Source organism: Pseudogemmobacter bohemicus (assembly GCF_003290025.1).
Taxonomy (GTDB): domain Bacteria; phylum Pseudomonadota; class Alphaproteobacteria; order Rhodobacterales; family Rhodobacteraceae; genus Pseudogemmobacter; species Pseudogemmobacter bohemicus.
This window is the reverse complement of the sequence record NZ_QNHG01000002.1, coordinates 1048487-1073196: the sequence shown is the minus strand read 5'-3', so window position 1 is coordinate 1073196 and position 24710 is coordinate 1048487. Positions and strand designations below refer to the sequence as shown.

Here is a 24710-nt window from a genome sequence, read left to right as displayed (position 1 = left end):
GCGCTCTGGCGCAACGGCTCGGGTGTTGGGGTCAGATGGCAGGGCAAGGTGTTGGGGGTCAGGTTGCAGGGCCGCCGGTGCCGGCGCCATCGGCGGCACGGATCACCCGGCGCGCATTGGCCTCGGCGCGGATGTTGAAGCTGATCGCCCCGATGATCACCGCACCGCCCAGGATCACGAACGGGTCGATCCCCTCATGGAACAGCACAGCGCCCATCAGCGCCGACCAGATGATCTGCAAAAAGCTCACCGGCTGCGTCACCGCCAGCGGCGCCTCGGCAAAGGCGCGCGTCATCGCGTAATGGCCCAGCGTGGCAAAGACCGCCCCCAGAGCCAGCGCGCCGATCTGCCAGGCCGCCACCGGCTGCCAGTCGATCAGCGCCAGCGGCAAAAGGCCGATCGCCGAAGTCCAGGTCATCATCGCCACGATCACGCTGGCGGGAACCGAAGCGCTGAGCCGTTTCGCCACGATATAGCCGCCCGCGAACAGAAACGCCGCGCCCAGCTGCGCCCAATGGCCCGGCTCCACCTCGCGCAGGCCCGGCCGCAAGACGATCATCGCACCGGCAAAGGCCACCACGGCGACCAGGATGCGGCGAAAGCTCAGCCCCTCGCCCAGCAAAAGCCCGCCCACGATCAACACGATCACCGGGTTAAGAAAGCCGATGGCAGAGACCTCGGCCACCGGGATCCGCGCCATGGCGTAAAACCACAGGATCACCGCGCCGACATGCAGCACGCCGCGCAGCCCGAACAGTTTCCAGACCCGCGCCGGATAGCCCGCGCGCAGGACCGGAGCCACCATCGGCAGGAAGAAACACAGCCCCACCGCAAAGCGCAGAAAGGCCGATTGCGTCGCAGGCAGCGAGGTGCCGACATATTTCACCGCCCCGTTCACGCCAACCATGGCAATGCCCGAAACCAGCATCCAGATAATTCCCGCAACCGGGCGGTCGGCCTGTCTTTCCCACATGGGTCCGACCTGCGCCCGATTTCAGGAAAAGGCAAGGGTTGCCGCGATGGTCCACATCACCAGGCCAACGCCGATCTCCAGCACCACCCAGGCGCGGGGCTTTGCGAAAACCGGCGCCAGAAAGCGCGCGCCAAAGCCAAGCGCCGAGAAAAAGCTGAAAGACCCCATCGCCGCCGCGATCCCGAAGGCGAGACGCTGCCCCTCATGCTGCGCCGAAACCGAGCCGAGCAGCACCACCGTATCCAGCCAGACATGAGGATTGGCCCAGGTCAGCAAGAGACAGGTCACCACCACCGAGCGGCGCGAGACCGGCGCGCTGGCCGAGGGGACCAGCGCCTCGCCGCCCCGCATCGCGGCCCGGAACCGCAGCGCGCCGTAGAACAGCAAAAATGCGACACCGCCCCATTTCATCACCGGCACCAGCCAGGGCGCGGCACGGCTCATGGCGCCAAAGCCCGCCACCCCCAGCGTGATCAGCACCGCATCCGAGATGGCGCAGATTGCCACCACCAGCCCGACATACTCGCGCCTCAGCCCCTGGCGCAGCACGAAAGCATTCTGCGCCCCGATGGCGAGGATCAGGCTCAGCGCGGTGAAATAGCCTGCGATTATCGCCTCAAACATTTTCGCCCTCCAGGTTGCCTGGCCTCGCTATCCGTTGCGTCGGGGATAAATCCAGTTAATCTTTCTTCACCTGATTAAGAGTGGCTTATTCTCATGCTCGACCCCGCCTGGCTTGCCGCCCTTGCCGCCATTCACCGCCTCGGCGCCTTTGACCTCGCCGCAAGCGCGCTGTCGGTCACGCCTCCCGCCATCTCGCAGCGGATCCGCGCGCTGGAGGAGCGGGTGGGGATGCGGCTGATCCGGCGCGGCCAGCCCTGCGAGGCGACGCCGGAGGGCCTGCGCCTGATCCGCCATTATGACGAGATCCGCCTGCTTGAGCGGCAGCTGGCCGAGGATCTGCCCGCGCTTGCCACCGGGCCCGCGCCTTTGCGGATCGCGGTCAATGCCGACAGCCTCGCGACCTGGGTGCTGCCGGCGCTCGCCTCCTGCGAAGGGTTTCTGTTCGACCTGGTGATCGACGATCAGGATGTCAGCCAGGACTGGCTCAGGCGTGGAGAGGTGATGGCGGCGATCACCGCACATCCGGGGCCTTTGCAGGGCTGTGACACGATTGCGCTTGGCGCGCTGCGCTACCTGGCGACGGCCAGCCCCGGCTATATGGCGCGCTGGTTTCCTGACGGTGTTTCTGCCGGGGCACTCGCCCGGGCGCCCTCGCTGATCTATTCCGGCAAGGACAGGCTGCAACAGGACTGGGCCGAGCGGGTTGCAGGATCATATCCGGGGCCGGTTTCGGGTTTGGATTCGGGTTTGGTTTCGGGCCTCGATTCGGGCGCGGGTTCTGCGCCGCTCACCCTGCCCTGCCACCGGATCGGTGCAAGCCAGGCCTTTGTCGATGCGGCTTTGCTGGGTCTCGGCTGGGCGATGAACCCCGAAGCGCTGGCCCGCCCGCATCTGGATGCCGGCCGGCTGGTCGAGATCCGGCCCGACAGCGCGCTGGATGTGACGCTTTACTGGCAGTTTCCGCGTTTAGTGGCTCCGGCGCTGGCGCCGCTGACCCGCGAGATCCGGCTTGCGGCGGCGGCTGTTCTGGTGCCGCCCCCGGCCTCCGGACCCGCCCCTACCACCTGATTCTTGCCGGGAAGGTGAATTCCACCCCGGGTTTTGGCCCTTTCGCGCCGGCAAGCTCATAGGTCAGGCGCCGCAATTCGCCCGTGGCCGCCGATTTCAGCCCTGGGTCAAGCGCGACCGGGCTGCCAATGGCGATGCGGAGCGGTTTCTTCGCGCGCTTCAGGGTCTCGCGGAAGATCAGCGCGACGCGGAGCGGGTAGGAATAGTGGCTGGCGATCTGGAAGAGGCGGGAATTCTGGCCATGGAACCAGATCGGCAGCACCCGGACGCCCGGGCGCGTGGCCAGCCGCGCCACGAAAGGATGCCAGGCCGGATCGGCAGCCCGGCGCGACAGCGGCTTTGGCGCGGTGGCCACGCCGCCGGCCGGAAAAATCACCAGCACATGCCCCGCCTCAAGCCATTCCGTCGCCGCGCGCCGCGTCTCGGCAGAGGTACGTCGCGCCTCGGGGCCATGGCTGAAATCGACCGGCAGCAGCACATCCTTTGCCTCGGGCGCCTGGCAAAGCGCGGCATTGACCATCAGCTTCACATCGGGGCGCACCCGGGTGAGCAGATCGCCGATCGCCAGCCCGTCGGCGATGCCGAAAGGATGGTTCGCGATCACCAGCAGCCCGCCGGTCTTCGGGATCATCCCCTCATCGCCGGCGGTATATTCGATGCGCAGGCCAAGGACCCGCATCGCCTCGGCAAAGACCGGGGCAGAGCGGTCTTTGGCCGGATCGGCGCGCCAGTCACGGTAGAGCCGCTCGATACGGCTCTGACCCGAGATGCGTTCAACCACCCGGATCAGCCGGCGGCGCAGGGGGCTTTGATCGGGATGAGAATAGGTGAAAACCGGACCTTCCGGCAGGCCGGCAGGCGCAAAGCTGTCATCCCCATGCATCATCTGACCCATGCGCGATTCCCGTCCTTTACCCGGCGCGAAACGGCGCCTCTCTGGCAGTGCAGAGTAGAACTGCCAGATCACAGCAGGGTGACGTGACCGAACGGTCAGAGAGCCAGGGCAAGAAAAAACCCCGGCCTCACGGCCGGGGTGTTTCTTCGGTAAAGCCGGGTTTCAGAGCTGCGCCGCGACATCCTCGGGGACATCGAAATTATGGGTGACGGTCTGCACGTCGTCATCTTCTTCGAGAAGATCCACAAGTTTCATCAGCTTTTGCGCGGTCTCGAGATCAACCTCGGTCCTGGATTGCGGCCGCCAGACCAGCCTGGCCTCGGTCGACTCGCCCAGCGTGGCCTCAAGCGCATCGGAAACGGCCGGGAGATCTTCGATCTTGCAATAGATCCAGTGCCCCTCCTCATCCGACTCGACATCATCAGCGCCGGCCTCGATGGCGGCCATCATCACCGAATCGGCATCGCCGGCGGTGATCGGATAAGAGATTTCGCCCAGCCGGTCAAAGCCATGCGATACCGAGCCGGTCTGGCCCATATTGCCGCCCGCTTTGGTGAAATAGCTGCGCACATTCGAGGCGGTACGGTTGAGATTGTCGGTCATCGCCTCGACGATGATGGCGATACCACCGGCGCCGTAGCCCTCATAGCGGATCTCGGTGTAATCGGCCGCATCACCCATCTGGGATTTTTTGATGGCGCGGTCGATCACGTCCTTCGGCATCGAGACCGCTTTGGCGGCTTTCACGGCGAGACGCAGACGCGGGTTCTTGTCGGGATCCGGGTCACCCATCTTTGCGGCGACGGTGATCTCTTTCGAGAGTTTGGAGAACATTTTGGAGCGGATGCCATCCTGCTTGCCCTTGCGGTGCTGGATGTTTGCCCATTTCGAATGGCCTGCCATAGGGGCCTCATTCCTTCGATTTCGGTGGTGGGCCTCCATACAACGCGCGGGGCCTGGGCGGCAAGAGCCGGGGGACCAGTCCCCCGGACCCCCTGGGATATTTTTGGACAGATGAAGGGATAAAAGCGGGTCAGAGCGGCCAGAAGAGGGGGATCAGGGCCGAGCAAAGGAACATCAGGATGATGTTGAGCGGCAGGCCGACGCGCATGTAATCCGAGAAGCGGTAGCCGCCGGGGCCGTAGACCATCATATTGGTCTGGTAGCCGACCGGGGTGGCGAAGGCGAGCGTGGCCGAGAACATCACCGCGACCACCAGCGGGCGCGGGTCGTAGCCGAGGTTGTTGGCCAACTCGATGGCGACGGGGGTGTAGATCACTGCGACCGCATTGTTCGAGAGGAATTCGGTCAGCACGAGACCGAGGAAATAGACCGCGAGGATCAGGAAAAAGGGTGAGAGGCCCTTGAGCCAGGGGGCGGCGGCATTCACGATCATCTCGACGGCGCCGGAGCGGTCGAGCCCCTCGCCCACCGCCAGCATCGCGAAGATCATCGCCAGCAGGCGGCCATCGACAAAGCTGAAGGCCTCGTCGCTGTCGACGCAGCGGGTGACGAGGATCACCGCAACGGCGAGGAAGGCGAGGAGCTGGATCGGGGCCACATTGAGCGCCGAGAGCAGGACGATGAAGGCCAGCGCGCCGACGGCGATGGGGGCTTTGGCGCGGCGATAGGGCTTCTCGCGCGGGCGGGTGATGTCGACGAGATCCATATCGGCGGCGAGGCGCTGGATATCCTCGATGGCGCCTTCGAGCAGCAGCGTATCGCCGACGCGGACGATCAGGTCATCCAGCTGGCGACCGATATTCTGGTTGCGGCGATGCGCGGCCAGCACATAGACGCCGTAGCGGCGGCGGAGCCGCAGATCGCCGAGGCGCTGCCCCTCCATCCTGCAGCCGGGGCCGATCAGGACCTCGACCGTCTCGGTCTTCACCGAGGAGAGCTTGTCGACCAGATGCACCTCGCGGCGGCGGTCGAATTCCATCAGATCGGCCATTTCGGCGCGCAAAACCACGCGGTCGCCGGGCTCCAGTCGCACCGGCGCGAGGTCGCGGCGCAGCGAGGCGTCACCGCGCAAGACGTCGATCAGCCGCACACCGTTCCTGCGGAACAGATCAACCTCCAGCGGTGCCTGGCCGACAAGCGGGCTGTCCTCGGGGATCGCCACTTCGGTGAAATATTTCATCTTGCGCCGGTCGGTCAGCAGCATCCCCATCGACTGGCGCACCGGCAGCAGGCGGTTGGCGAAGAGGCCCAGAAAGATCGCGCCGGCAATGGTGACCGCGAGACCGAGCGGGAAGATCTCGAAAAGCGAGAAATGCGGCATCCCGGCCTTTACCGCCACCCCATCCACCAGCAGGTTGGTCGAGGTGCCGATCAGCGTCATCATTCCCGCCATCACTGTCATATAAGACAGCGGGATCAGCAGCTTGGACGGTGCCGCCCCCATTTTCAGCGCCAGTTGCATGACCACCGGAATCATCACTGCCACCAGCGGCGTGTTGTTCATAAAGGCCGAAGCCACCGCGATAAAGGAAAACAGCGCGACGATGGTGACGCGCGGGCGCCCCTCGACCGATTTCTCGGCGGTATGGATCACCTGCTCGATGGCGCCGGTTCTGACCAGCCCGCCCATCACCAGAAACATCAGCGCAATCGTCCAGGGCGCCGGGTTCGACAGCACGGATTGCGCTTCCGCCAGGGGCAGGAACCCCAGCACCATCATCACCGCAGCCGCCGCAATCGCCGTCACCTCGACCGGGATGATCTCGGAGACGAAAAGGCCGAACATCACGACAAGAACGGTCAGTGCGACCCAGGGCTGCGCAGCGGCGGAGATTTCAAACCAGAGCATTATGACCTTCAGCTGGACTGAGGGCCTTATAGGCGGCGCGCCCATGCCGGGGAAGAAAATTCTACAAACAAGGTCGTCTTAACGGAAAGCATTGCTGCCAGCATGCTACAGGCAGCAAAACTCACCTTCGCGGGGGCGCTCACGGGCCAGATTGCTGCAGCCTGCCGCCCTGACGCACCATCACCACCCGCCTGGCCAGCCCGCTGCGGTCATCGGTCTCGACATAGACGCCCGAAAGCGTCGCCTCGCCCGCCGCCGGCTCGAACCGGGTTTTCGACATGCCGGTGACGAAACGGCGCATCGGCTCCAGCTTCTCCATACCGATCACCGAATCATAATCGCCGCACATGCCGGCGTCAGACAGATAGGCGGTGCCGCCCTTGAGGATCTGCGCATCTCCGGTGGGCACATGCGTATGGGTGCCGACGACAAGGCTCGCCTGGCCGTCGCACCAATGGCCCAGCCCCATCTTCTCCGAGGTTGCCTCGGCATGAATATCAATGATTGAGGCCTGAACCCCAACCCCCAGCCGATGCGCCTTCAGCAGCGGATCAATCGCCGAGAAAGGGTCATCAAAGGGCTGTTTCATAAAGACCCGGCCCAGAACCTGCGCCACAAGCACCTTGCGCCCGCCCGGAGCGTCAAAGATCCGCCCGCCCCGCCCCGGTGCGATTCTGGAATAGTTCAGCGGCCGGATCACCCGCGGCTCCACCTCCAGAAACTGCGCCATGTCCTTCTGGTCAAAGGCATGATCCCCCAGCGTGACCACATCAGCCCCCGCCGCCAGGATCCCCTTCGCATGTTCGGCAGAAAGCCCCATGCCGCCGGTCGCGTTCTCGCCATTGACCACGACAAAATCGAGACCCCAATCCGCGCGCATCTTCGGAAGGCCAGCCGCAATTGCCGACCGCCCGCTGCGCCCCATCACATCGCCAAGAAAAAGCAGTTTCATGGCATTCCCGCTTATGCCTCCTCCCCCTTCCCTGCAAGCCCCCTTCCTCTTGACTTAAATACTCCCGCCGGAGGCGTCCAGGCCCGTCCAGATGCGCCAGGTTGAGCCCATGCACAGAACCCGCTAACCAGTGACCATGACGCCAGATCAGATTCAGACCCTCTTCACCCGACCCGATGGCAGCTTCCTTTGCGCCCGCTGGGGCCGTCCCATCGTGCCGGTGATCTTCGGCACCGATGACGCGACGCTCTCCACCGTCAAGGGCGCCATCGAGGCGGTTGTCCTGCTCGCCGGCCACCGCATGGCGGAAACCGACCCCGAGCTTGGCGCCAATCTGATGGTCTTCTTCTTCCGCGACTGGGCCGAGCTGCCGCAGGTGCCGAAACTCGATCGGATGATCCCCGGCCTCGCCGATCTCTGCACCCGGCTTGAGGCGCAGGGCGCCAACCGCTACCGCACCTTCCGCTTTGACGAGGCCGGCGCGATCAAAGCCGTCTTCCTGTTCCTGCGCATGGATGACCATCTCGCGCAGATGCCGGCCCAGGACCTCGCTCTGGCCCAGGGCGCCGAGGCGATGCTGTCTTTTGCAGATGGTGCCTTCAGCCAGATCTCACCGCTGGCCCGCACCGAAAGCGGCGGCGTGATCCTGCATCCCGACCTCGCATTGGTGATCCGCGCCGCCTATGATCCGGTGCTGCCGGCAGTCGCCGCCGATCCCGGCCATGCGCTGCGGCTGATGGCACGCATGCTGCCCCCCGATGACGCAGCAGGGTAACGCGAATGCCCGGTCCCATGTCTTGGGGCGCAGCCCTGAATTCCATGCCCTGGGCCTCAGGCGCGGAATTGAAAGCCGGCAGCGCTTTCGTGCTGTTTCTTTCGCCGTGACCGGGCTCAGAGCCCGGACTGGCCGCGCGCCATATCCCTTATCGCAACCGCGATAATCAGCGCTTGCCAGCGTCACAGACCGCAAATTGCCGCATCGCGGATATCAGCGCTTCAGGCAGCCTGACCGGTTTATGGCTGGCGGTCACATAGGCCAGCTCCACCACCATCACCGTCACCGCGCTATCCCCCAGCAGCATCTCATGCCGCATCGTCACCCTTGCGCCCCTGATGTCCTCAATGCCTGTTCTGCAGACAAGCAGATCATCAAGCCGCGCGGGCGCGCGCCATTCAATCTGAGACTTCCGCACCACAAACTGATTTCCGCCATCGGAAATCAAAGGATGTGAGATGTGACGCAGAAGCTCTGACCGACAGCGCTCGGCGAATTCGAGATATCTGGCATGATAGACGATGCCCCCGGCATCGGTATCCGCATAGTATACTCTGATTTTATGGATAAAATACCGCTCCTGATCCGTCATCAGACGCGTCGCCTCCATCAGTTATCGTCGTCAAAGCCGTCACGGGATCCCGGCCCTGTGGCGGAATGCCGAAAGCCCTGCCCGAACTCCCGGTGAAGCTGAATTCGGTGAACCTGAATTCCCGGTGAACCTGGCCTTGTTGCGCCTGGCAGGCAATGGGCGATCTGCCCGCATCCGGTCCACGAGAGCGCGGCGTGATCCGTGACGAAGGAACCGGCCACCCGGCGGCAAAACACAACACCCTGCTGTCGACCAGGCTCTTCAGGACACACATGGCCAGTGAGGGCCAGACACCCGCCCGCACCGACACAGCGCCGCCACCCTGATCCCGGCGAAAACCCGCGCGCTGCCCTCTCCGGCTCAGCACTGAGTCGCCGCAAAGCAGCATCTGCCGCCACGCTCACGCCATATTCGCCAAGATGTGTTGGCATTCCCCTTGTAACACTGCTAGAATCAGGTCTAACGACCGGCGAACACTGACCGGCGACCTTAAGAACGAGCAGGCGCAATGAACGAAACCATCGCGATGGCGCAGGAGATTGACTTCTCGCTGCTGGCCCTCTTCGCCCGTGCGACCCTCACGGTCAAGCTGGTGATGATCATTTTGATCGTCATGTCCTTCTGGTCATGGGCGATCATCATCCAGAAACATATCCTCTTCCGCAAATCCCGCGCCGAGGCCCAGGCCTTCGACCAGGCCTTCTGGTCGGGCGAGCCGCTGGACGAGCTTTATGAGCGGATCGGGCCCGAGCCTCAGGGCGCCTCGGAACGCGTCTTCGCCGCCGGCATGCTGGAATGGCGCCGCAGCCATAAACAGGATGGCGCGCTGATCGCCGGCGCCCAGGCCCGGATCGACCGCGCCATGGATGTCGCCATCGCACGCGAAAGCGAAAAGCTGAATTCCGGCCTTTCCTTCCTCGCAACCACCGGCTCGACCGCGCCCTTTATCGGGCTGTTCGGCACGATCTGGGGGATCAAAAACTCCTTCGAGGAAATCGCGATCTCGCAAAACACCTCGCTCGCCGTTGTGGCACCCGGTATTGCCGAGGCGCTGCTGGCGACCGGTATCGGCCTGATCGCCGCTATCCCGGCCGTGGTCTTCTACAACAAACTGAATGCCGACAGCGAACATATCCAGGGCAACTGGGAAAGCTTCGCCGATGAATTCGCGACCATCCTGTCGCGCCAGCTGGATTCCTGATCCATGGGCGCCGGGGTTATAAAAAAATCCGGGGGCGGTGGCCGGCGCGGCCGCCGTCGCGGATCTTCCGCCGCAATGAGCGAGATCAACGTCACGCCCTTCGTCGACGTCATGCTGGTGCTGCTGATCATCTTCATGGTGGCCGCGCCCCTGATGACGGTGGGCGTGCCGATCAAACTGCCGGAAACCGCCGCTTCGGCGATGCCCGATCAGCAGGAAGAGCCGCTTTCGATCACCCTGACCGCCGATGGTCTGGTGATGATTATGACCACCGAGGTTGACCCGAACGAGCTGATCCCCCGCCTCAAGGCCATCGCGGCCGAGCGCACGTCGAACAAGGTCTATCTGCGCGCCGATGGCAATCTGACCTATGAACGCGTCGCCCAGATCATGGGGGCGCTGAATGCGGGCGGCTTCAACGATATCGGCCTCGTGACCGAAAGCCAGGGTCCAAGCTTCGGCGCCAATGCCGCCGGCGCGACCAATTAAGGCGGATCAGCAGATGGAAGGGCGCTTCAAAACAGGCACCATCCTCTCCGGAGCAGGCCATGCCGGCCTGATCCTCTGGGTGATGCTTGGCGACTGGCTGTTCTCGCCGTCAAAGCCGCCTGAACAGATGTCGATGACGGTTTCAACGGTGAGCTCGGCAGAGTTCGCCGCGATGGAGGCCGCTGCGGCAAACGCGACCGAGCCGTCGCCCGACCCGGCGGAAACCATCTCGGCCCCCGATCCGGTCGAACCCTCGGTCGATGCGCCAATACCGGAACCGGCCCCCGAGCCTGAACCGGAACCGGTTCAGGAACCCCAGCCCGAACCCGAGCCCACTCCGCCGCCGCCCACGCCGGAACCCGAACCCACGCCCGAGCCGGTGATCGAAAATCCCGCGCCGCCCGAGGCCGTTTTCGCGCCCGAGGAACAGGCGATTCCGACGATGAGTTCGTCGATCAGGCCGAAACCCCGGCCCGCAAATATCGTGGCTCCCAATCCGGCCCCGGTTCCCGAGGACACGCCCACTTCTGACGCCCCGCAGGAAGCGGTGACGCCAGCCGAAGAGCCGACGCCCGAGCCGCCGCGCGAAGAACAGACCGCGACCGCGCCGCAGGATACCGGCGATGTGCTGCTGACCGAAGAGAACGCTCAGGACCGCCCCGAGGAATCGCTGGGGATGCAGACCTCGCCGCGTCCGAAACCGCGCCCCAACCGCCCGGCGCCAACGCCGGAGCCTGCGGCGGAAACTCAGGAAGAGCGCGATGCCCGCATCGCTGCCGAGGTTGCCGCCGAAGACCGCGCCACCCAGGAAGCCGAGGCCCGCGCCCGCCGCGAAGCCCAGGCCCGCGCCGAGGAAGAGGCCGCCGCGGCTGCCGCAGCAGCGGCTGCCGCCAGCGCCGGTTCGGGTGGCCAGGGTCAGGCCGCCAGCGGCCCGCCGCTCAGCGGCAGCGAGATGGGGAATATCTCTTCGGCCATCGGTTCGAAATGGAATGTCGGCACCATGGGGACCGAGGCGATGTCGACTGTCATCGTCGTGCGCGTGACCTTTGACCAGGCCGGTAAGCCGACCGGCATGAACCTTCTGGCAGGCGAATCCACCGGGCCGAGCCAGCAAGCGATTGATGTGGCCTTCCGCAATGCGCGCTCGGCCATCACCCGCGCCTATACCGAAGGCGGCATTCCGCTGCCGGCGGATAAATACGAGACCTGGAAGGTGCTCGATCTGGTGTTTGACGCCAATGGGATGAGGCTGCGCTGATGGCTGCGACCGCCGCCTTACCGCTCGGACACACCATACTACGCGCAGCGCTGGTGACTGGCGGCCTGCTGGCCGCAGGCCCTGGCCTTGCCAATACCGAGCGCCGGATAAATGCAGTGGTCGAGACCTTCACCTGCGCCAATCTCAGGCCGCAAAACGCCCTCGACCCAACTGCGGTAAGATGGATTGGCCGAAGCATCCTCTCGCTTACCGATGCAGACGACCGGCCTGAGGGCGCTGCAGGGGCGCGAGTGGTCCTGCGGCTTTGCTTTAACCAGAGCATCGACCAGCCTGTAATCGACGTCATAGCCTATTCCGGACCGCCCGGTGATATCGCGACTGCCACGCAGAAATTCGCGAAGCGCAGCGTGAGGAGGGCGCTTGATGCCGGCTTGCTGACCGTGCCCCTGCGGTATCTCGCGGATGGCGAGCCGCACCGCGCCGTTGTCGATCTGGTTTTCGGTGCCCCCGAAGAGCGCCCCGCCGCGGATCCAGCGCAATGACACAGATGTCAGATGACACCGGAACCCATTTCCCCCGTGATACGTTTACGGCGGATGTTTTAACCAGGACCCGCAAAACCGGCAGCAGACCGGACGAGATCGGAGCGAGAGGCAGATGACCTTCACCAGAAGAAGCTTTGCGACCACCCTGCTTGCAGGGGCCGCGATGATCCCTGCAATGGCGCGCGCACAGGACGGCCAGCCGCCCCGGATCGTGATCGGTCAGGGCGTGATCGAGCCAATGCCGATTGCGGTGCCGATGTTTGTCGACGAGGGCGGCGCCGGCAATCTCGCCAGCGATCTGTCGCGGGTGGTAACCTCCGACCTCGATGGGACGGGTTTTTTCCGTACCATCGGCCAGGAGGCCTATATCGGCCGCATCCAGGGCTTTGACGGCGCCATCAGTTACGAAGACTGGCGCGCGATCAATTCCCGCGTGCTGATCGTCGGTGCGGTTTCCGCCGCCGGGGACCGCATCACCGTCAAATTCCGCGCCTATGACGTCTCGAACGGCCAGCAACTCGACGGCGCCGCGATGCAATTCGCCGGCACCAAAGCGGGCTGGCGCCGCATGGCCCATAAAGTGGCCGATGTGGTTTATTCCAAGATCACCGGTGAGGGCGGCTATTTCGACAGCCGCGTGGTCTATGTCGCAGAGTCGGGGCCGAAAAACGCCCGCCTCAAGCGCCTTGCCGTGATGGATTACGACGGCGCCAATGTGCAATACCTGACCGACAGCGCCTCTATCGTGCTGGCGCCGCGGTTTTCGCCGAATGGCGACCGGCTGCTTTACACCAGCTATGAGACCGGCTTCCCGCGCATCACGCTGCTGAACCTGTCCAATCTGAAACGCCAGACCCTGGCCGAACAGCCCGGCACCATGACCTTTGCACCCAGGTTCTCGCCCGATGGCGGCTCGGTCGTGTTCAGTCTTGAGCGCGGCGGCAATACCGACATCTACAAGATGAGCCTCTCTTCGGGCCAGGCGCAGCAGCTGACCAATGCGCCCTCGATCGAGACCGCGCCCTGTTTCTCGCCCGATGGCAGCAAGATCGTGTTCGAGAGCGACCGCACCGGCGGCAGCCAGGTCTATATCATGGGTGCCGCCGGCGGCGAAGGCGGCCGGATCTCGGGCGGAGAGGGGCGCTATGGCACCCCGGTCTGGAGCCCGCGCGGCGACCTGATCGCCTTTACCAAACAGTATCAGGGCCGCTTTCATATCGGCGTCATGCGCACCGATGGCTCGGAAGAGCGGCTCCTGACCTCGTCCTTCCTTGATGAAGGCCCGACCTGGGCGCCGAATGGCCGGGTGATCATGTTCACCCGCGAAACCGAGGGCGGCGGCGGTCAGGCCTCGCTGTGGTCGGTCGATATCACCGGTCGGAACCTGAAACAAATCCCGACCGACGGGCCGGCTTCCGACCCGGCCTGGTCGCCTTTGTTGCCGTAAATCGCCATTTTCGGGTATGGGCAATCCTGCCGGATTCCCCAGCCGCCCGGAACCTGCTAACCTGGGCCGCGAAACAGTGATCCGCACAGGATCCGCAACCGGCCCGCGAACTGACTTATAAGGAAAAACCGATGAGCTTTACCCCCAAAGCCCTTCTTTTCGTGGCCGTGCTCGGCCTTGCCGCCTGTCAGAACCCTGACCGCTATGGCGCCGGTAACGGAGCCGGCGGCGGGGCCGGCGGCACGGGTGGCAGCGGTTATATCGACACCAACGGGCTTGGCGATCCGAGTGATCCGCGCTCCATCGCCTATTTCAACCAGACGGTTGGCGACCGCGTGCTGTTCCTTGTCGACCAGTCGACCGTCTCGGATACCGGCCGCCAGGTGCTGAATGGCCAGGCCAACTGGCTGAACCAGAATCCGGGCTATGCGATCATCATCGAAGGCCATGCCGACGAGCAGGGCACCCGCGAATACAACCTCGCGCTTGGCGCGCGCCGGGCGGCCTCGGTGCAGCAATATCTGCTGTCGCAAGGCGTTGCCGGCTCGCGGATGCGCACGATTTCCTACGGCAAGGAACGCCCGATCGAGGTCTGCTCGACCGAATCCTGCTATTCCAAGAACCGCCGCGCCGTGACGGTGCTGTCGGTCGGCGCCGGGTCGTAACATGACGCGGGCGAGGCTTCTCATCCCCCTGCTGGCCCTTGGTTTCGCCACTCCGGCGGCGGCGGAAAGCCTCGCCGATGTACGCGCCGAGCTGGGTCAGCTTGCCGCCGAATTCAACACGCTCAAGGCCGAACTCACCACCACCGGCGCTTCGGCGCGGGTGGGCGGTGTCGATGCGCTGGCCAGGATGGACACGCTTGAGGCAGAGCTGATGCGTCTCACCTCGCGCACCGAGGAAATCGAGTTGAAACTGAACCGGGTCATCCAGGATGGCACCAACCGGATCGGTGATATCGAATTCCGCCTTTGCGAGGCAGAACCCTCCTGCGACCCGATGAATATGGGGGCGACCCCGTCTCTTGGCGGCGGCGGCGCCGGTGCCTCGACCGCAGCCGCCATCCCCGCCGCCCCTGCGGCCCCCGCCACCGGGACAGGTTCGGGCAGCACCTCCTCCGCACCAGCGCTTGCCGTCGCAGAACAGGCAGATTTTGACCGGGCCAAGGGGGTGCTCGGTCAGGGTGACTTTCATGGTGCTGCATCGCTCTTTGAGACCTATGCCCAATCCTATCCTGGCGGGCCGCTAGTCCCCGAGGCGCATTATCTGCGCGGCGAGGCTTTGCGCCAGGCCGGCCAGATCGCGCCGGCCGCCCGTGCCTATCTGACCGCCTATAATTCCGCCCCCGAGGGCCCGATTGCCCCCGATGCGCTTTTGAAACTCGGCGAGTCCTTTGGCCAGCTGGGCGAAAAGGATCAGGCCTGCGTCACCCTGCAACAGGTGCCGCTGAACTACGCAGGCACCCAGGCAGCATCGCAGGCGACCATCGCCATGCAGGGTCTGGGGTGTCCCTGAGCCCATACTATCGCTGGCTTGAACACTATGAGCAGGCCGATCACGGCCTGCTCATATCCTGTCTGCCCTTTGACTTCCGCGACCAGGTTGTCGCACAGACTGCCGCCGCGAAGATCGGCATCGCAGTCTCTGGCGGCGGCGATTCCATGGCGCTGTTGCATCTGATTGCCCGCGTCGCGCCGCATTGGGACGTGACCGTCGAGACCGCGACCGTCAACCACCACCTGCGCGCAGAAGCCGCTGATGAGGCGGATTTTGTTGCCAGCGTAGCCGCAGGGCTGGGTCTGGCGCATCAGACACTCGACTGGAACAGCCATCCCGAGGCCGGCAATCTGATGCAGGCGGCCGGGCGGGGGCGGCTTGATTTGCTGGCGGCCTGGGCGAAAGCGAGGGGCATCGCGCATGTCTTTCTCGCCCATACCGCCGACGATCAGGCGGAGACCTTCCTGATAGGGCTGAGCCGCGCCGCCGGTCTTGACGGGCTGACCGGCATGCGCCGCCGTTTCGATCACAATAACGTCAGCTTCTGGCGGCCTTTGCTGGACTGCTCGCGGACAGAGCTGCGTGACTATCTGAGACGCCATGCCTGCCTTTGGCGCGAGGATCCCTCGAATGACGACCCCCGCTATACAAGGGTCAGGATCCGCAAGGCGCTGCCCGGGCTGGCCGCGGTTGGGATCACGCCGGACGCGCTGAACAGCACCATCCGCCACCTCTCCGAGATGCAGGATCTGGCCCGCCAGACCGCCGCCGCCGCTTTCAGGGGCTTTGGACAGGAAGAGGCCGGCGCCCTGCTCTTCGGCCGTGAGGCCTTCACCGACTGCCATACCGAGGTCCAGCGCCGCCTGATCAGCGCCGCTATCCGCTGGATTTCCGGCAATCGCCACGCGCCAAGGGCCAATTCGGTTGCGCAAAGCCTGAGCGAGATCAGGCGCCGGCGCGGCGCCACGCTTGGCGGTTGCCTGATCCGCGTCACCCCGCGCGACATCCGCCTGACCCGCGAACCCCGCGCGGTCGCGGGCGCGCAGGCCTACCGGCCGGGCGCCATCTGGGATCACCGCTGGCAGATCACCGGGCCGGAATCGCCTGGCGCGACCCTTGCACCACTGGGCACCGCAGGCCTTGCACAATTGTACGACTGGCGCGAAACCGGCATCCGGCGCGACGCCGCCCTGGTCTCACCCGCGCTCTGGCAGGGGGACCGGCTGATTTCCGCACCGATTTTTCCCCATTTCGCGGGCGAATGGCGCGCGACGATTTACCCATCCTTCGGAAGTTTCATCTTATCGCATTGAACCCTGTGCGTGGATTGCTAAATTAAGTCAGATTACGGCCCTGCCCCGGATGGGGGCGACCGGGCTGCCTTTCGGGAGATACATGTGAACAACGCGCGCAACATCGCATTCTGGGTGGTCCTGCTTTTGCTGGTCCTCGCGCTTTTCCAGGTCTTTTCCGGCGGCCAGTCCAATATGGGCGCCCGCTCGCTGAGCTGGTCTGAATTCATCACCCAGGTCGATCAGGGTCGGGTGACCTCGGTAACGCTTGACGGCGAAAGGGTCACCGTCCGCACCAGGGATGGCGGCACTTTCAGCACGATCAACCCGGGCGATGACAAGGTGACCGACAAGCTGATCGCCAAAGGGGTCGAGGTGCAGGGCAGCCCGCAGCAACAAAGCTTCCTGTCATCCCTGCTGCTGACCTTCCTGCCCTTCATCCTGCTGATCGGCGTCTGGATCTTCTTTATGAACCGGATGCAGGGCGGCGGCAAAGGTGGCGCGATGGGCTTTGGCAAGTCGCGCGCGAAACTGCTGACCGAAAAGCAGGGCCGCGTGACCTTTGACGATGTGGCCGGCATTGACGAGGCCAAGGAAGAGCTGGAGGAGATCGTCGAATTCCTCCGCAACCCGCAGAAATTCTCGCGCCTCGGCGGCAAGATCCCGAAAGGCGCGCTGCTGGTCGGCCCGCCCGGCACCGGTAAGACGCTGCTCGCCCGCGCCATTGCGGGTGAGGCGGGCGTGCCCTTCTTCACAATTTCCGGCTCGGATTTCGTTGAGATGTTCGTCGGTGTCGGCGCGTCGCGTGTGCGTGACATGTTCGAACAGGCCAAGAAAAACGCGCCCTGTATCGTCTTCATCGACGAGATCGATGCCGTTGGCCGCGCCCGTGGCGTCGGCATGGGGGGCGGCAATGATGAACGCGAGCAGACCCTCAACCAGCTGCTGGTCGAGATGGACGGGTTCGAGGCCAATGAGGGCGTGATCATCGTCGCGGCAACCAACCGCAAGGATGTTCTGGACCCCGCTTTGCTGCGTCCAGGCCGTTTTGATCGCCAGATCACTGTGTCGAACCCCGATATCAAGGGCCGCGAAAAGATCCTCAACGTCCATGCCCGCAAGATCCCGCTGGGCGCCGATGTCGACCTGCGCACCATCGCGCGTGGCTCGCCGGGCTTCTCGGGCGCCGATCTGGCGAACCTCGTCAACGAGGCCGCGCTGACCGCAGCCCGCGTCGGTCGCCGTTTCGTCACCATGGCCGATTTCGAGCATGCGAAAGACAAGGTGATGATGGGCCCCGAACGCCGCTCGATGGTCATGTCGCCCGAAGACAAGGAAATGACGGCCTATCACGAGGCTGGTCACGCGATTGTCGGCATCAAGCTGCCGAAATGCGACCCGGTTTATAAGGCGACGATCATGCCGCGCGGTGGTGCGCTTGGCATGGTGATGAGCCTGCCCGAGATGGACCGCAATTCCTGGCATAAAGACCAGATGAAGGACCGCATCGCCATGGGCATGGCCGGCAAGGCCGCCGAGATCAAGAAATGGGGCGAAGACCGCGTTTCCTCGGGCGCGAGCGGCGACATCCAGAACGTATCGGCCGTGGCCCGCGCCATGGTCATGCGGTGGGGCATGTCGGACAAGATCGGAAATATCGACTATTCCGAGGCACATGAGGGCTATAACGGCAATACCGGCGGCTTTTCGGTTTCTGCCGAAACCAAGCGCCTGATCGAGGATGAGGTGAAATCCATCGTCGATGAGGGCTATGCCCGCGCCATGCAGATCCTTGAAGAGAATGAGGAAGAGTTCGAGCGCCTGGCCCAGGGCCTGCTGGAATATGAGACCCTGACCGGCGATGAGATCCGCAAGGTGCTGGCTGGCCAGAAACCCGGTGATGATGATGGGGCCCAGGAGGCCGAGGCCGCGCCCTCGGTGCTGGCGATCCCGAAAACCCGCACCACGCGCGGGCCGAAACCCGGGGATGCCGAACCCTCGCCAACCTGAAACCAGCGGCGAGGCACCCTGTCAGCCGGGAAGCGCCTGACTGCGCCTCCCGGCTTTTGCATATCCCCTTCGCGCAAGGCGGGAGGCCTGGTGCCGAAGTGGTGATTGGAAATGACATATCACTCGTTTAAGGGTGAACCATTCTGGCGGGAGGACGGACATGTCGAGCGGGATGCAGGATGAAGCGGCCCAGGCAGCGCGCCAGGCGGCGCTGAACTATCACGAATTTCCGAAACCCGGCAAGCTTGAGATCCGGGCGACAAAGCCGTTGGCGACGGGTCGCGACCTCTCCCGCGCCTATTCCCCCGGCGTGGCCGAAGCCTGCCTTGAGATCAAGGCCGACCCAGCCACCGCATCGCGCTATACCGCGCGCGGCAACCTGGTTGCGGTGATTTCCAACGGCACCGCCGTGCTTGGGCTGGGAAATATCGGCGCACTGGCCTCGAAACCGGTGATGGAGGGCAAGGCCGTCCTCTTCAAGAAATTCGCCAATATCGACTGTTTCGACATCGAGGTGAACGAAAGCGACCCTGAGAAGCTTGCCGAAATCGTCTGCGCGCTGGAGCCGTCCTTCGGCGCCATCAACCTGGAAGACATCAAGGCACCGGATTGTTTCATCGTTGAACGAATTTGCCGCGAACGGATGAATATCCCCGTCTTCCATGATGATCAGCACGGGACTGCCATCGTGGTCGGCGCCGCCGCGACCAATGCGATGATCGTCGCCGGCAAGAAATTCGGGGATATCAGGCTGGTTTCCACCGGAGGCGGCGCCGCCGGCATTGCCTGCCTGGAAATGCTGGTGAAACTGGGCGTCAAACGCGAGAATATCTGGCTCTGCGATCTTGAAGGCCTCGTCTACCAGGGCCGCGAGGCGCAGATGACGCCGCAGAAAGCCGCCTTCGCGCAAGGCAACACGCCCGCCAGCCTCGCCGATGTGATCAAGGGCGCCGATATGTTCCTCGGCCTTTCCGGCCCCGGCGTCCTGACCCCGGAAATGGTCGCGACCATGGCCGCGAAACCGGTGATCTTCGCGCTGGCCAATCCAACGCCCGAGATCCTCCCCGAGGCGGCCCGCGCCGTCGCCCCCGATGCGATCATCGCCACCGGCCGGTCGGATTTCCCCAATCAGGTCAATAACGTCCTCTGCTTCCCCTTCATCTTCCGCGGCGCACTGGATGTCGGCGCCACCACCATCAATGACGAGATGGAACTGGCCTGTATCGAGGGAATCGCGGCGCTCGCACGTCAGACCACGTCTGCCGAAGCGGCCGCCGCCTATCAGGGTGAACAGCTCACTTTCGGCCCGGACTACCTGATCCCGAAACCCTTTGACCCGCGCCTGATCGGCGTCGTCGCCTCGGCCGTTGCCTGCGCCGCGACGGAATCCGGCGTGGCAACGCGCCCTTTGACCGATCCTGACGCCTATAAGCGCAAGCTCGACAGCTCGGTCTTCCGCTCGGCATTGCTGATGCGCCCGGTGTTTGAGGCCGCCCGCACCGCCACCCGCCGCATCGTCTTTGCCGAAGGCGAGGATGAGCGCGTATTGCGCGCGGCGAATGCGATGCTTGAGGAAACCACCGATGTGCCGATCCTGATCGGCCGCCCCGAGGTGATCGAGGCGCGCTGTGAACGCTATGGCCTCGCCATTCGCCCGGGTCGCGATTTCCACCTGGTGAACCCGGAAAACGACCCGCGCTACCGCGACTATTGGGGCACCTATCATGAGCTGATGGCGCGGCGCGGTGTCAGCCCCGACATTGCCCGCGCCATCATGCGCACCAACACCACCGCCATCGCCGCAATCATGGTGCACCGCGATGAGGCTGACAGTATGATCTGCGGCACCTTCGGGCAATATCACTGGCATCTCAACTACATACGCCAGGTGCTCGCCCGAGATGGCCGCCATGCGGTGGCCGCGCTTTCGATGATGATCCTCGAAGACGGCCCACTTTTCATCGCCGACACCCATGTCAATGCCGAGCCGACCGCGCAGCAGATCATGGAGACCGCGATCGGCGCCGCCCGCCATCTGCGCCGCTTTGGCGTCACGCCGAAAATCGCCTTCTGCTCGCAAAGCCAGTTCGGCAATATGGACAACCGCTCAGGCCGGGTGATGCGCGAGGCGCTGGAACTGCTGGACGCGCGCGAGCCCGATTTCGCCTATGAGGGCGAGATGAATGTCGATACCGCCCTCGACCAGGGGCTGCGTGACCGCCAGCTGCCGGGCGGGCGGTTCGAAGGCGCCGCGAATGTGCTGCTCTTTGCCTCAGCCGATACGGCATCGGGGGTCCGGAACATTCTGAAGATGCGTGCCGGCGGGCTGGAGGTCGGGCCGATCCTGATCGGCATGGGCAATAAGGCGCATGTGGTGACATCTGCGATCACCGCGCGCGGTCTTCTCAACATGTCGGCCATCGCTGGTACGCCGGTTTCGCATTACGGCTGAGCCAAAGGCAGCAGCGGCGAGAGAATCACCTCTCCGCTGCCCACCCATCCTGGCGGCAAATATTTGCAAACCCCTGGGGATTTCGCGTCAAATTCGCAGGAAAACCATAATTTGCAAACATTTTGCAACCCGATATCGCGAATTCTGCAAACTAATCCTGTTCCGGGACAGCTGTTGCCGGTAACAAAGTTGCGCCCTTCCGAACCCTCGCATAACAAACGCTTAAGTCAGGAGGAGAGCCGACGATGGGTTACCGCGAAGTTTACGCGCAATGGAAATCCGACCCCGAGGGGTTCTGGATGGAGCAGGCCCAGGGTATCGACTGGGTGCAGCCCCCCTCCCGCGCGCTGAATGCCGACCGCGCGCCGATCTATGAATGGTTCGCCGATGGTATGGTGAATACCTGCTGGAACGCGGTCGACCGCCATGTCGAGGCCGGGCGCGGCGATCAGCTGGCGATCATCCATGACAGCCCGGTCACCCATCTGAAAAAGGGCATCACCTATCGCGACCTGCAAAAGCGGGTGGCGAGCCTCGCCGGCGCGCTGCGCGCCAAGGGTGTGACCAAGGGCGACCGCGTCATAATCTATATGCCGATGATCCCCGAGGCGCTGGAGGCGATGCTGGCCTGCGCCCGTCTTGGCGCGATCCATTCGGTGGTGTTTGGCGGTTTTGCCGCCAATGAACTGGCAGTGCGGATCAATGACTGCACCCCCAAGGCGATCATCGCAGCCTCCTGCGGCATCGAGCCCTCGCGCATCGTGCATTACAAACCGCTGCTGGATGCGGCCATCGATCAGGCGGTCCACAAACCCGAATTTTGCGTGATTTTTCAGCGCGAACAAGAGGTTGCCAATCTGATCGAAGGTCGTGACGTGGCCTGGCATACTTTTCAATACGGCATCGAGCCGGCCGAATGCGTGCCGGTCGAGGGCAATCACCCGGCCTATATTCTCTACACTTCCGGCACCACCGGCGCTCCGAAAGGCGTGATCCGCGCCACTGGCGGGCATCTCGTCGCACTGAACTGGACCATGAAGGCGATCTACGACATGGAGCCGGGTGAGGTCTTCTGGGCCGCCTCGGATGTGGGCTGGGTCGTCGGTCACAGCTATATCTGCTATGCGCCGCTGATCAAAGGCTGCACCACCATCGTGTTCGAGGGCAAACCCGTCGGCACCCCCGATGCGGGAACCTTCTGGCGGGTGATCGCCGAGAATAAGGTGAAGAGCTTCTTCACCGCGCCGACAGCGCTGCGCGCGATCAAACGCGACGACCCGCAGGGCGAATTCGTCAAAGACTACACCATGAAGCATCTGCAATACTGCTTCCTCGCCGGTGAGCGCGCCGATCCCGATACCATCGCCTGGGCCGCACGGCATCTGAATGTGCCGGTGATCGACCATTGGTGGCAGACCGAGACCGGCTGGGCCATTGCTGCCGATCCGATGGGAATCGAACACCTGCCGGTAAAGCCCGGCTCCCCTTCGGTGCCGATGCCGGGCTATGATGTTCAGGTGCTGGATGAAGGCGGCCATCCGGTCGCCCCCGGAACGCTGGGCGCGATTGCGGTCAGGCTGCCGCTGCCGCCCGGCAACCTGCCCGGGCTGTGGAATGCCGAGGAGCGTTTCCGCAAGAGCTATCTCTCTCATTTCCCGGGATTTTATGAGACGGGCGATGCCGGCTATATCGACGAGGACGGCTATCTCTACATCATGGCCCGCACCGATGACGTGATCAACGTCGCCGGCCACCGGCTTTCGACCGGCGCGATGGAGGAGGTTCTGGCCTCGCATCCCGATGTTGCCGAATGCGCGGTGATCGGTGTGGCGGACCCGCTGAAAGGCCAGTCGCCGCTGGGCTTCCTGTGCCTGAACAAGGGCAGCACCAAATCGCATGACGATGTGGTCAGGGAATGCGTCAGACTGATGCGCGACCGGATCGGCCCGGTCGCTGATTTCAAACGCGCTTTGGTGATCGACCGCCTGCCGAAGACCCGCTCGGGCAAGATCCTGCGCGGCACAATGGTGAAGATCGCCGATGGCGCTGACTGGAAAATGCCCGCGACGATCGACGATCCGGCGATCCTCGATGAAATCACCCAGGCGTTGCAATCAATCGGCCTCGCCCGCTGATCCCGGCCTGACCCGACCTGCGGCACTGTGCCCTTACCGGCATGGCGCCGCTCTTTTCCCTGCAACCAGGCAGAAATTCGAGCATGACGCCGGGTCCACCTGCTGCGGGGCACACCAGGGTCTGGACCTGGGCGTCAGGCCGTGCCAGCTTGCGCCTTCATGGAAGAAAGAAATTTCTTTCCATGAAGGTTATTTCTATAGCCTTTTCAATTGCTGAATTAATGTGCTCCCTGCCAGAGCGGCAGACAGTCCCGGTGTGAGTCAGATGCGGATTCCAGTTCTGCTGATCGAAGATACTCCTTCGCTGCTCTTTGTTTATCGCTCCGTCCTGACCGCGGCCGGGATGAATGTTCACCCAGCCAGCACCGGGTCAGAGGCGCTTCAGCTGTTGCACCAGGTGAAACCCGGTGTGGTTGTGCTTGACCTCATGCTGCCGGATCGTGACGGGCTGGCGCTGATGTCCGAGATGCTGGCGATCAATCCCGACCTTTGCGTCGTGGTGATGTCGGCGCAGGGATCGGTTGACCGCGCGGTGTCGGCGATGCGCGCCGGGGCGTTTGATTTCCTGCTGAAACCCTTTGAGGAAAACCGTTTTCTTGCGGCGATCCGCGCTGCGGTGCAGACAGCCGAGGAAAGCAACCCCGGCCTGCCGCCCTCGCCAAGGCGCCGCACCGAGCCCGCCGCCAGCAGCGACCCCGCCATCAGCATCGGCTCGTCCGAGGCCATGAAGCAGGCGCATCGGGTGATTTCCTCGGTCGCGGGTTCCATCGCCACCGTCTTCATCACCGGCGAAAGCGGCACCGGCAAAGAGCTGGCCGCCATCGCGCTGCACACACAGTCCTCCCGTGCGCGCGGGCCGTTCATTGCGCTGAATTGCGGCGCGATCCCGCATAACCTGCTGGAATCCGAGGTATTCGGTCATCTGAAAGGCAGTTTTACCGGTGCCATTGCCGATAAGCCGGGCGCGGCCATGGCGGCGGATGGCGGCACGCTGTTCCTTGATGAGGTCTGCGAAATGGCGCCGGCACTGCAGACCAAGCTCCTGCGGTTTCTGCAGACCTCGATGGTGCAGCCGCTGGGCGCGACCCGGCCGCAAAAGGTGGATGTCCGCATCATTTGCGCCACCAACCAGGACCCGCTGGAGGCCATCCGGCGCGGCCAGTTCCGCGAGGATCTCTATTACCGGCTGCATGTAGTGCCGCTGCATATGCCGCCGCTGCGTGATCGCGGCCGTGATGCCGCCGAGATTGCCGATGTCGCCCTGCGGCGCTTCGGGGCCGAGGAAGGCAAGAGCTTCGCCGGTTTCGCGCCCGAGACGCAGCGCATCCTCCTGCGCCAGCGCTGGCCGGGGAATGTCCGCCAGCTGCTGAATGTGGTGCGCAATATCGCGGTGATGCAGCCGGGCGGGCTGGTCACCCCAGATATGTTGCCGCTGGAAATGCTGCGGGATGATCCGGGGCAGCCCTCCCCGGCAGCGAAGCCCGCCGCCGGCATGCTGCCGATTTCCGATCCGTCGGGGGCCGGTCTTTCACCGGAGGATTCGGTTGCGGCGCCTTTCGCGGGAAGGACCCTGGCCCAGATTGAGCGTCAGGCAATCGAGGCCGCGCTGGCGCGCCATAACGGCTCGGTGCCCAAGGCGGCCCATGAGCTGGATATCTCGGTCTCGACCCTTTATCGCCGGATCGAGGCCTGGCGTTCAGACCTCGGCTGACCTGCTCAATACATTGACAGA

21 protein-coding genes are annotated in these 24710 nt (G+C 64.0%); 14 read left to right on the top strand and 7 right to left on the bottom strand.

The annotated features are described in order from the left end of the window. Positions 1 to 58: 58 nt before the first annotated feature. Together DRF71_RS13015 and DRF71_RS13010 are read right to left on the bottom strand one after the other, a co-directional pair. On the bottom strand, positions 59 to 973 hold the full coding sequence (locus tag DRF71_RS13015) for a DMT family transporter (RefSeq protein ID WP_232831488.1): 915 nt from the start codon (positions 971 to 973) through the stop codon (positions 59 to 61). A 21-nt stretch (positions 974 to 994) separates the two neighbouring features. Further along, positions 995 to 1597, bottom strand: coding sequence for a LysE/ArgO family amino acid transporter (locus DRF71_RS13010; protein ID WP_112310928.1), 603 nt, complete (start codon positions 1595 to 1597; stop codon positions 995 to 997). A 93-nt stretch (positions 1598 to 1690) separates the two neighbouring features. On the opposite strand from DRF71_RS13010, the gene DRF71_RS13005 reads away from it, so the two are divergent. Beyond that, positions 1691 to 2665, top strand: coding sequence for a LysR family transcriptional regulator ArgP (locus DRF71_RS13005; RefSeq protein WP_112310927.1), 975 nt, complete (start codon positions 1691 to 1693; stop codon positions 2663 to 2665). Here the strand turns inward: DRF71_RS13005 and DRF71_RS13000 are convergent. The 4 genes from DRF71_RS13000 to DRF71_RS12985 all read right to left on the bottom strand — a co-directional run bounded on the left by DRF71_RS13000 (position 2655) and on the right by DRF71_RS12985 (position 7324). Continuing rightward, entirely contained in the window at positions 2655 to 3560 is a 906-nt protein-coding gene (locus DRF71_RS13000) for a lysophospholipid acyltransferase family protein (RefSeq protein WP_112310926.1), read from the bottom strand. The genes DRF71_RS13005 and DRF71_RS13000 overlap by 11 nt on opposite strands. A 162-nt stretch (positions 3561 to 3722) precedes the next feature. Then, positions 3723 to 4463: a YebC/PmpR family DNA-binding transcriptional regulator gene (locus tag DRF71_RS12995; RefSeq protein WP_112310925.1), complete on the bottom strand. Its 741-nt coding sequence runs from the start codon at positions 4461 to 4463 to the stop codon at positions 3723 to 3725. A gap of 130 nt (positions 4464 to 4593) precedes the next feature. Continuing rightward, on the bottom strand, positions 4594 to 6372 hold the full coding sequence (locus DRF71_RS12990) for an SLC13 family permease (RefSeq protein WP_112310924.1): 1779 nt from the start codon (positions 6370 to 6372) through the stop codon (positions 4594 to 4596). Positions 6373 to 6511: 139 nt separating this feature from the next. Next, on the bottom strand, positions 6512 to 7324 hold the full coding sequence (locus DRF71_RS12985) for a TIGR00282 family metallophosphoesterase (protein WP_112310923.1): 813 nt from the start codon (positions 7322 to 7324) through the stop codon (positions 6512 to 6514). A 136-nt stretch (positions 7325 to 7460) separates the two neighbouring features. On the opposite strand from DRF71_RS12985, the gene DRF71_RS12980 reads away from it, so the two are divergent. Further along, a complete protein-coding gene (locus DRF71_RS12980) occupies positions 7461 to 8099 on the top strand; it encodes a hypothetical protein (RefSeq protein WP_112310922.1) in 639 nt (212 codons plus the stop codon). Positions 8100 to 8265: 166 nt separating this feature from the next. Here the strand turns inward: DRF71_RS12980 and DRF71_RS12975 are convergent, their stop codons facing one another. Further along, entirely contained in the window at positions 8266 to 8709 is a 444-nt protein-coding gene (locus tag DRF71_RS12975) for a YbgC/FadM family acyl-CoA thioesterase (protein WP_232831487.1), read from the bottom strand. A 490-nt stretch (positions 8710 to 9199) separates the two neighbouring features. Here DRF71_RS12975 and tolQ point away from each other — a divergent pair, with 490 nt between their 5' ends. From tolQ to DRF71_RS12905, 12 genes are all read left to right on the top strand, one after another. Then, positions 9200 to 9892 carry a protein TolQ gene (gene tolQ / locus DRF71_RS12970; protein WP_112310921.1) on the top strand — a complete coding sequence of 231 codons (693 nt, stop codon included), beginning with the start codon at positions 9200 to 9202 and terminating at the stop codon, positions 9890 to 9892. A 3-nt stretch (positions 9893 to 9895) separates the two neighbouring features. After that, positions 9896 to 10381, top strand: coding sequence for an ExbD/TolR family protein (locus tag DRF71_RS12965; protein WP_112310920.1), 486 nt, complete (start codon positions 9896 to 9898; stop codon positions 10379 to 10381). A 13-nt stretch (positions 10382 to 10394) separates the two neighbouring features. Further along, a complete protein-coding gene (locus tag DRF71_RS27425; RefSeq protein WP_157971066.1) occupies positions 10395 to 11639 on the top strand; it encodes a cell envelope biogenesis protein TolA in 1245 nt (414 codons plus the stop codon). Further along, positions 11639 to 12142: a hypothetical protein gene (locus DRF71_RS12945; RefSeq protein WP_112310916.1), complete on the top strand. Its 504-nt coding sequence runs from the start codon at positions 11639 to 11641 to the stop codon at positions 12140 to 12142. The genes DRF71_RS27425 and DRF71_RS12945 overlap by 1 nt, the downstream gene beginning before the upstream one ends. A 115-nt stretch (positions 12143 to 12257) precedes the next feature. Continuing rightward, on the top strand, positions 12258 to 13592 hold the full coding sequence (tolB, locus tag DRF71_RS12940) for a Tol-Pal system beta propeller repeat protein TolB (RefSeq protein ID WP_112310915.1): 1335 nt from the start codon (positions 12258 to 12260) through the stop codon (positions 13590 to 13592). Between the two features lie 131 nt (positions 13593 to 13723). Beyond that, a complete protein-coding gene (pal, locus tag DRF71_RS12935; RefSeq protein ID WP_112310914.1) occupies positions 13724 to 14257 on the top strand; it encodes a peptidoglycan-associated lipoprotein Pal in 534 nt (177 codons plus the stop codon). 1 nt (position 14258) lies between these two features. Continuing rightward, positions 14259 to 15107, top strand: coding sequence for a tol-pal system protein YbgF (ybgF, locus tag DRF71_RS12930; protein ID WP_112310913.1), 849 nt, complete (start codon positions 14259 to 14261; stop codon positions 15105 to 15107). Beyond that, complete coding sequence (gene tilS, locus DRF71_RS12925) at positions 15098 to 16402, top strand: tRNA lysidine(34) synthetase TilS (RefSeq protein WP_112310912.1); 1305 nt, start codon at positions 15098 to 15100, stop codon at positions 16400 to 16402. The genes ybgF and tilS overlap by 10 nt, the downstream gene beginning before the upstream one ends. Before the next feature lie 84 nt (positions 16403 to 16486). Continuing rightward, complete coding sequence (gene ftsH, locus DRF71_RS12920; RefSeq protein ID WP_112310911.1) at positions 16487 to 18391, top strand: ATP-dependent zinc metalloprotease FtsH; 1905 nt, start codon at positions 16487 to 16489, stop codon at positions 18389 to 18391. Between the two features lie 160 nt (positions 18392 to 18551). After that, entirely contained in the window at positions 18552 to 20843 is a 2292-nt protein-coding gene (locus DRF71_RS12915; protein ID WP_112310910.1) for an NADP-dependent malic enzyme, read from the top strand. 245 nt (positions 20844 to 21088) lie between these two features. Next, positions 21089 to 22978: a propionyl-CoA synthetase gene (locus tag DRF71_RS12910; RefSeq protein ID WP_112310909.1), complete on the top strand. Its 1890-nt coding sequence runs from the start codon at positions 21089 to 21091 to the stop codon at positions 22976 to 22978. Positions 22979 to 23243: 265 nt separating this feature from the next. After that, positions 23244 to 24689, top strand: a complete 1446-nt coding sequence (locus DRF71_RS12905; RefSeq protein ID WP_112310908.1) for a sigma-54-dependent transcriptional regulator — start codon at positions 23244 to 23246, stop codon at positions 24687 to 24689. Positions 24690 to 24710 lie beyond the last annotated feature (21 nt).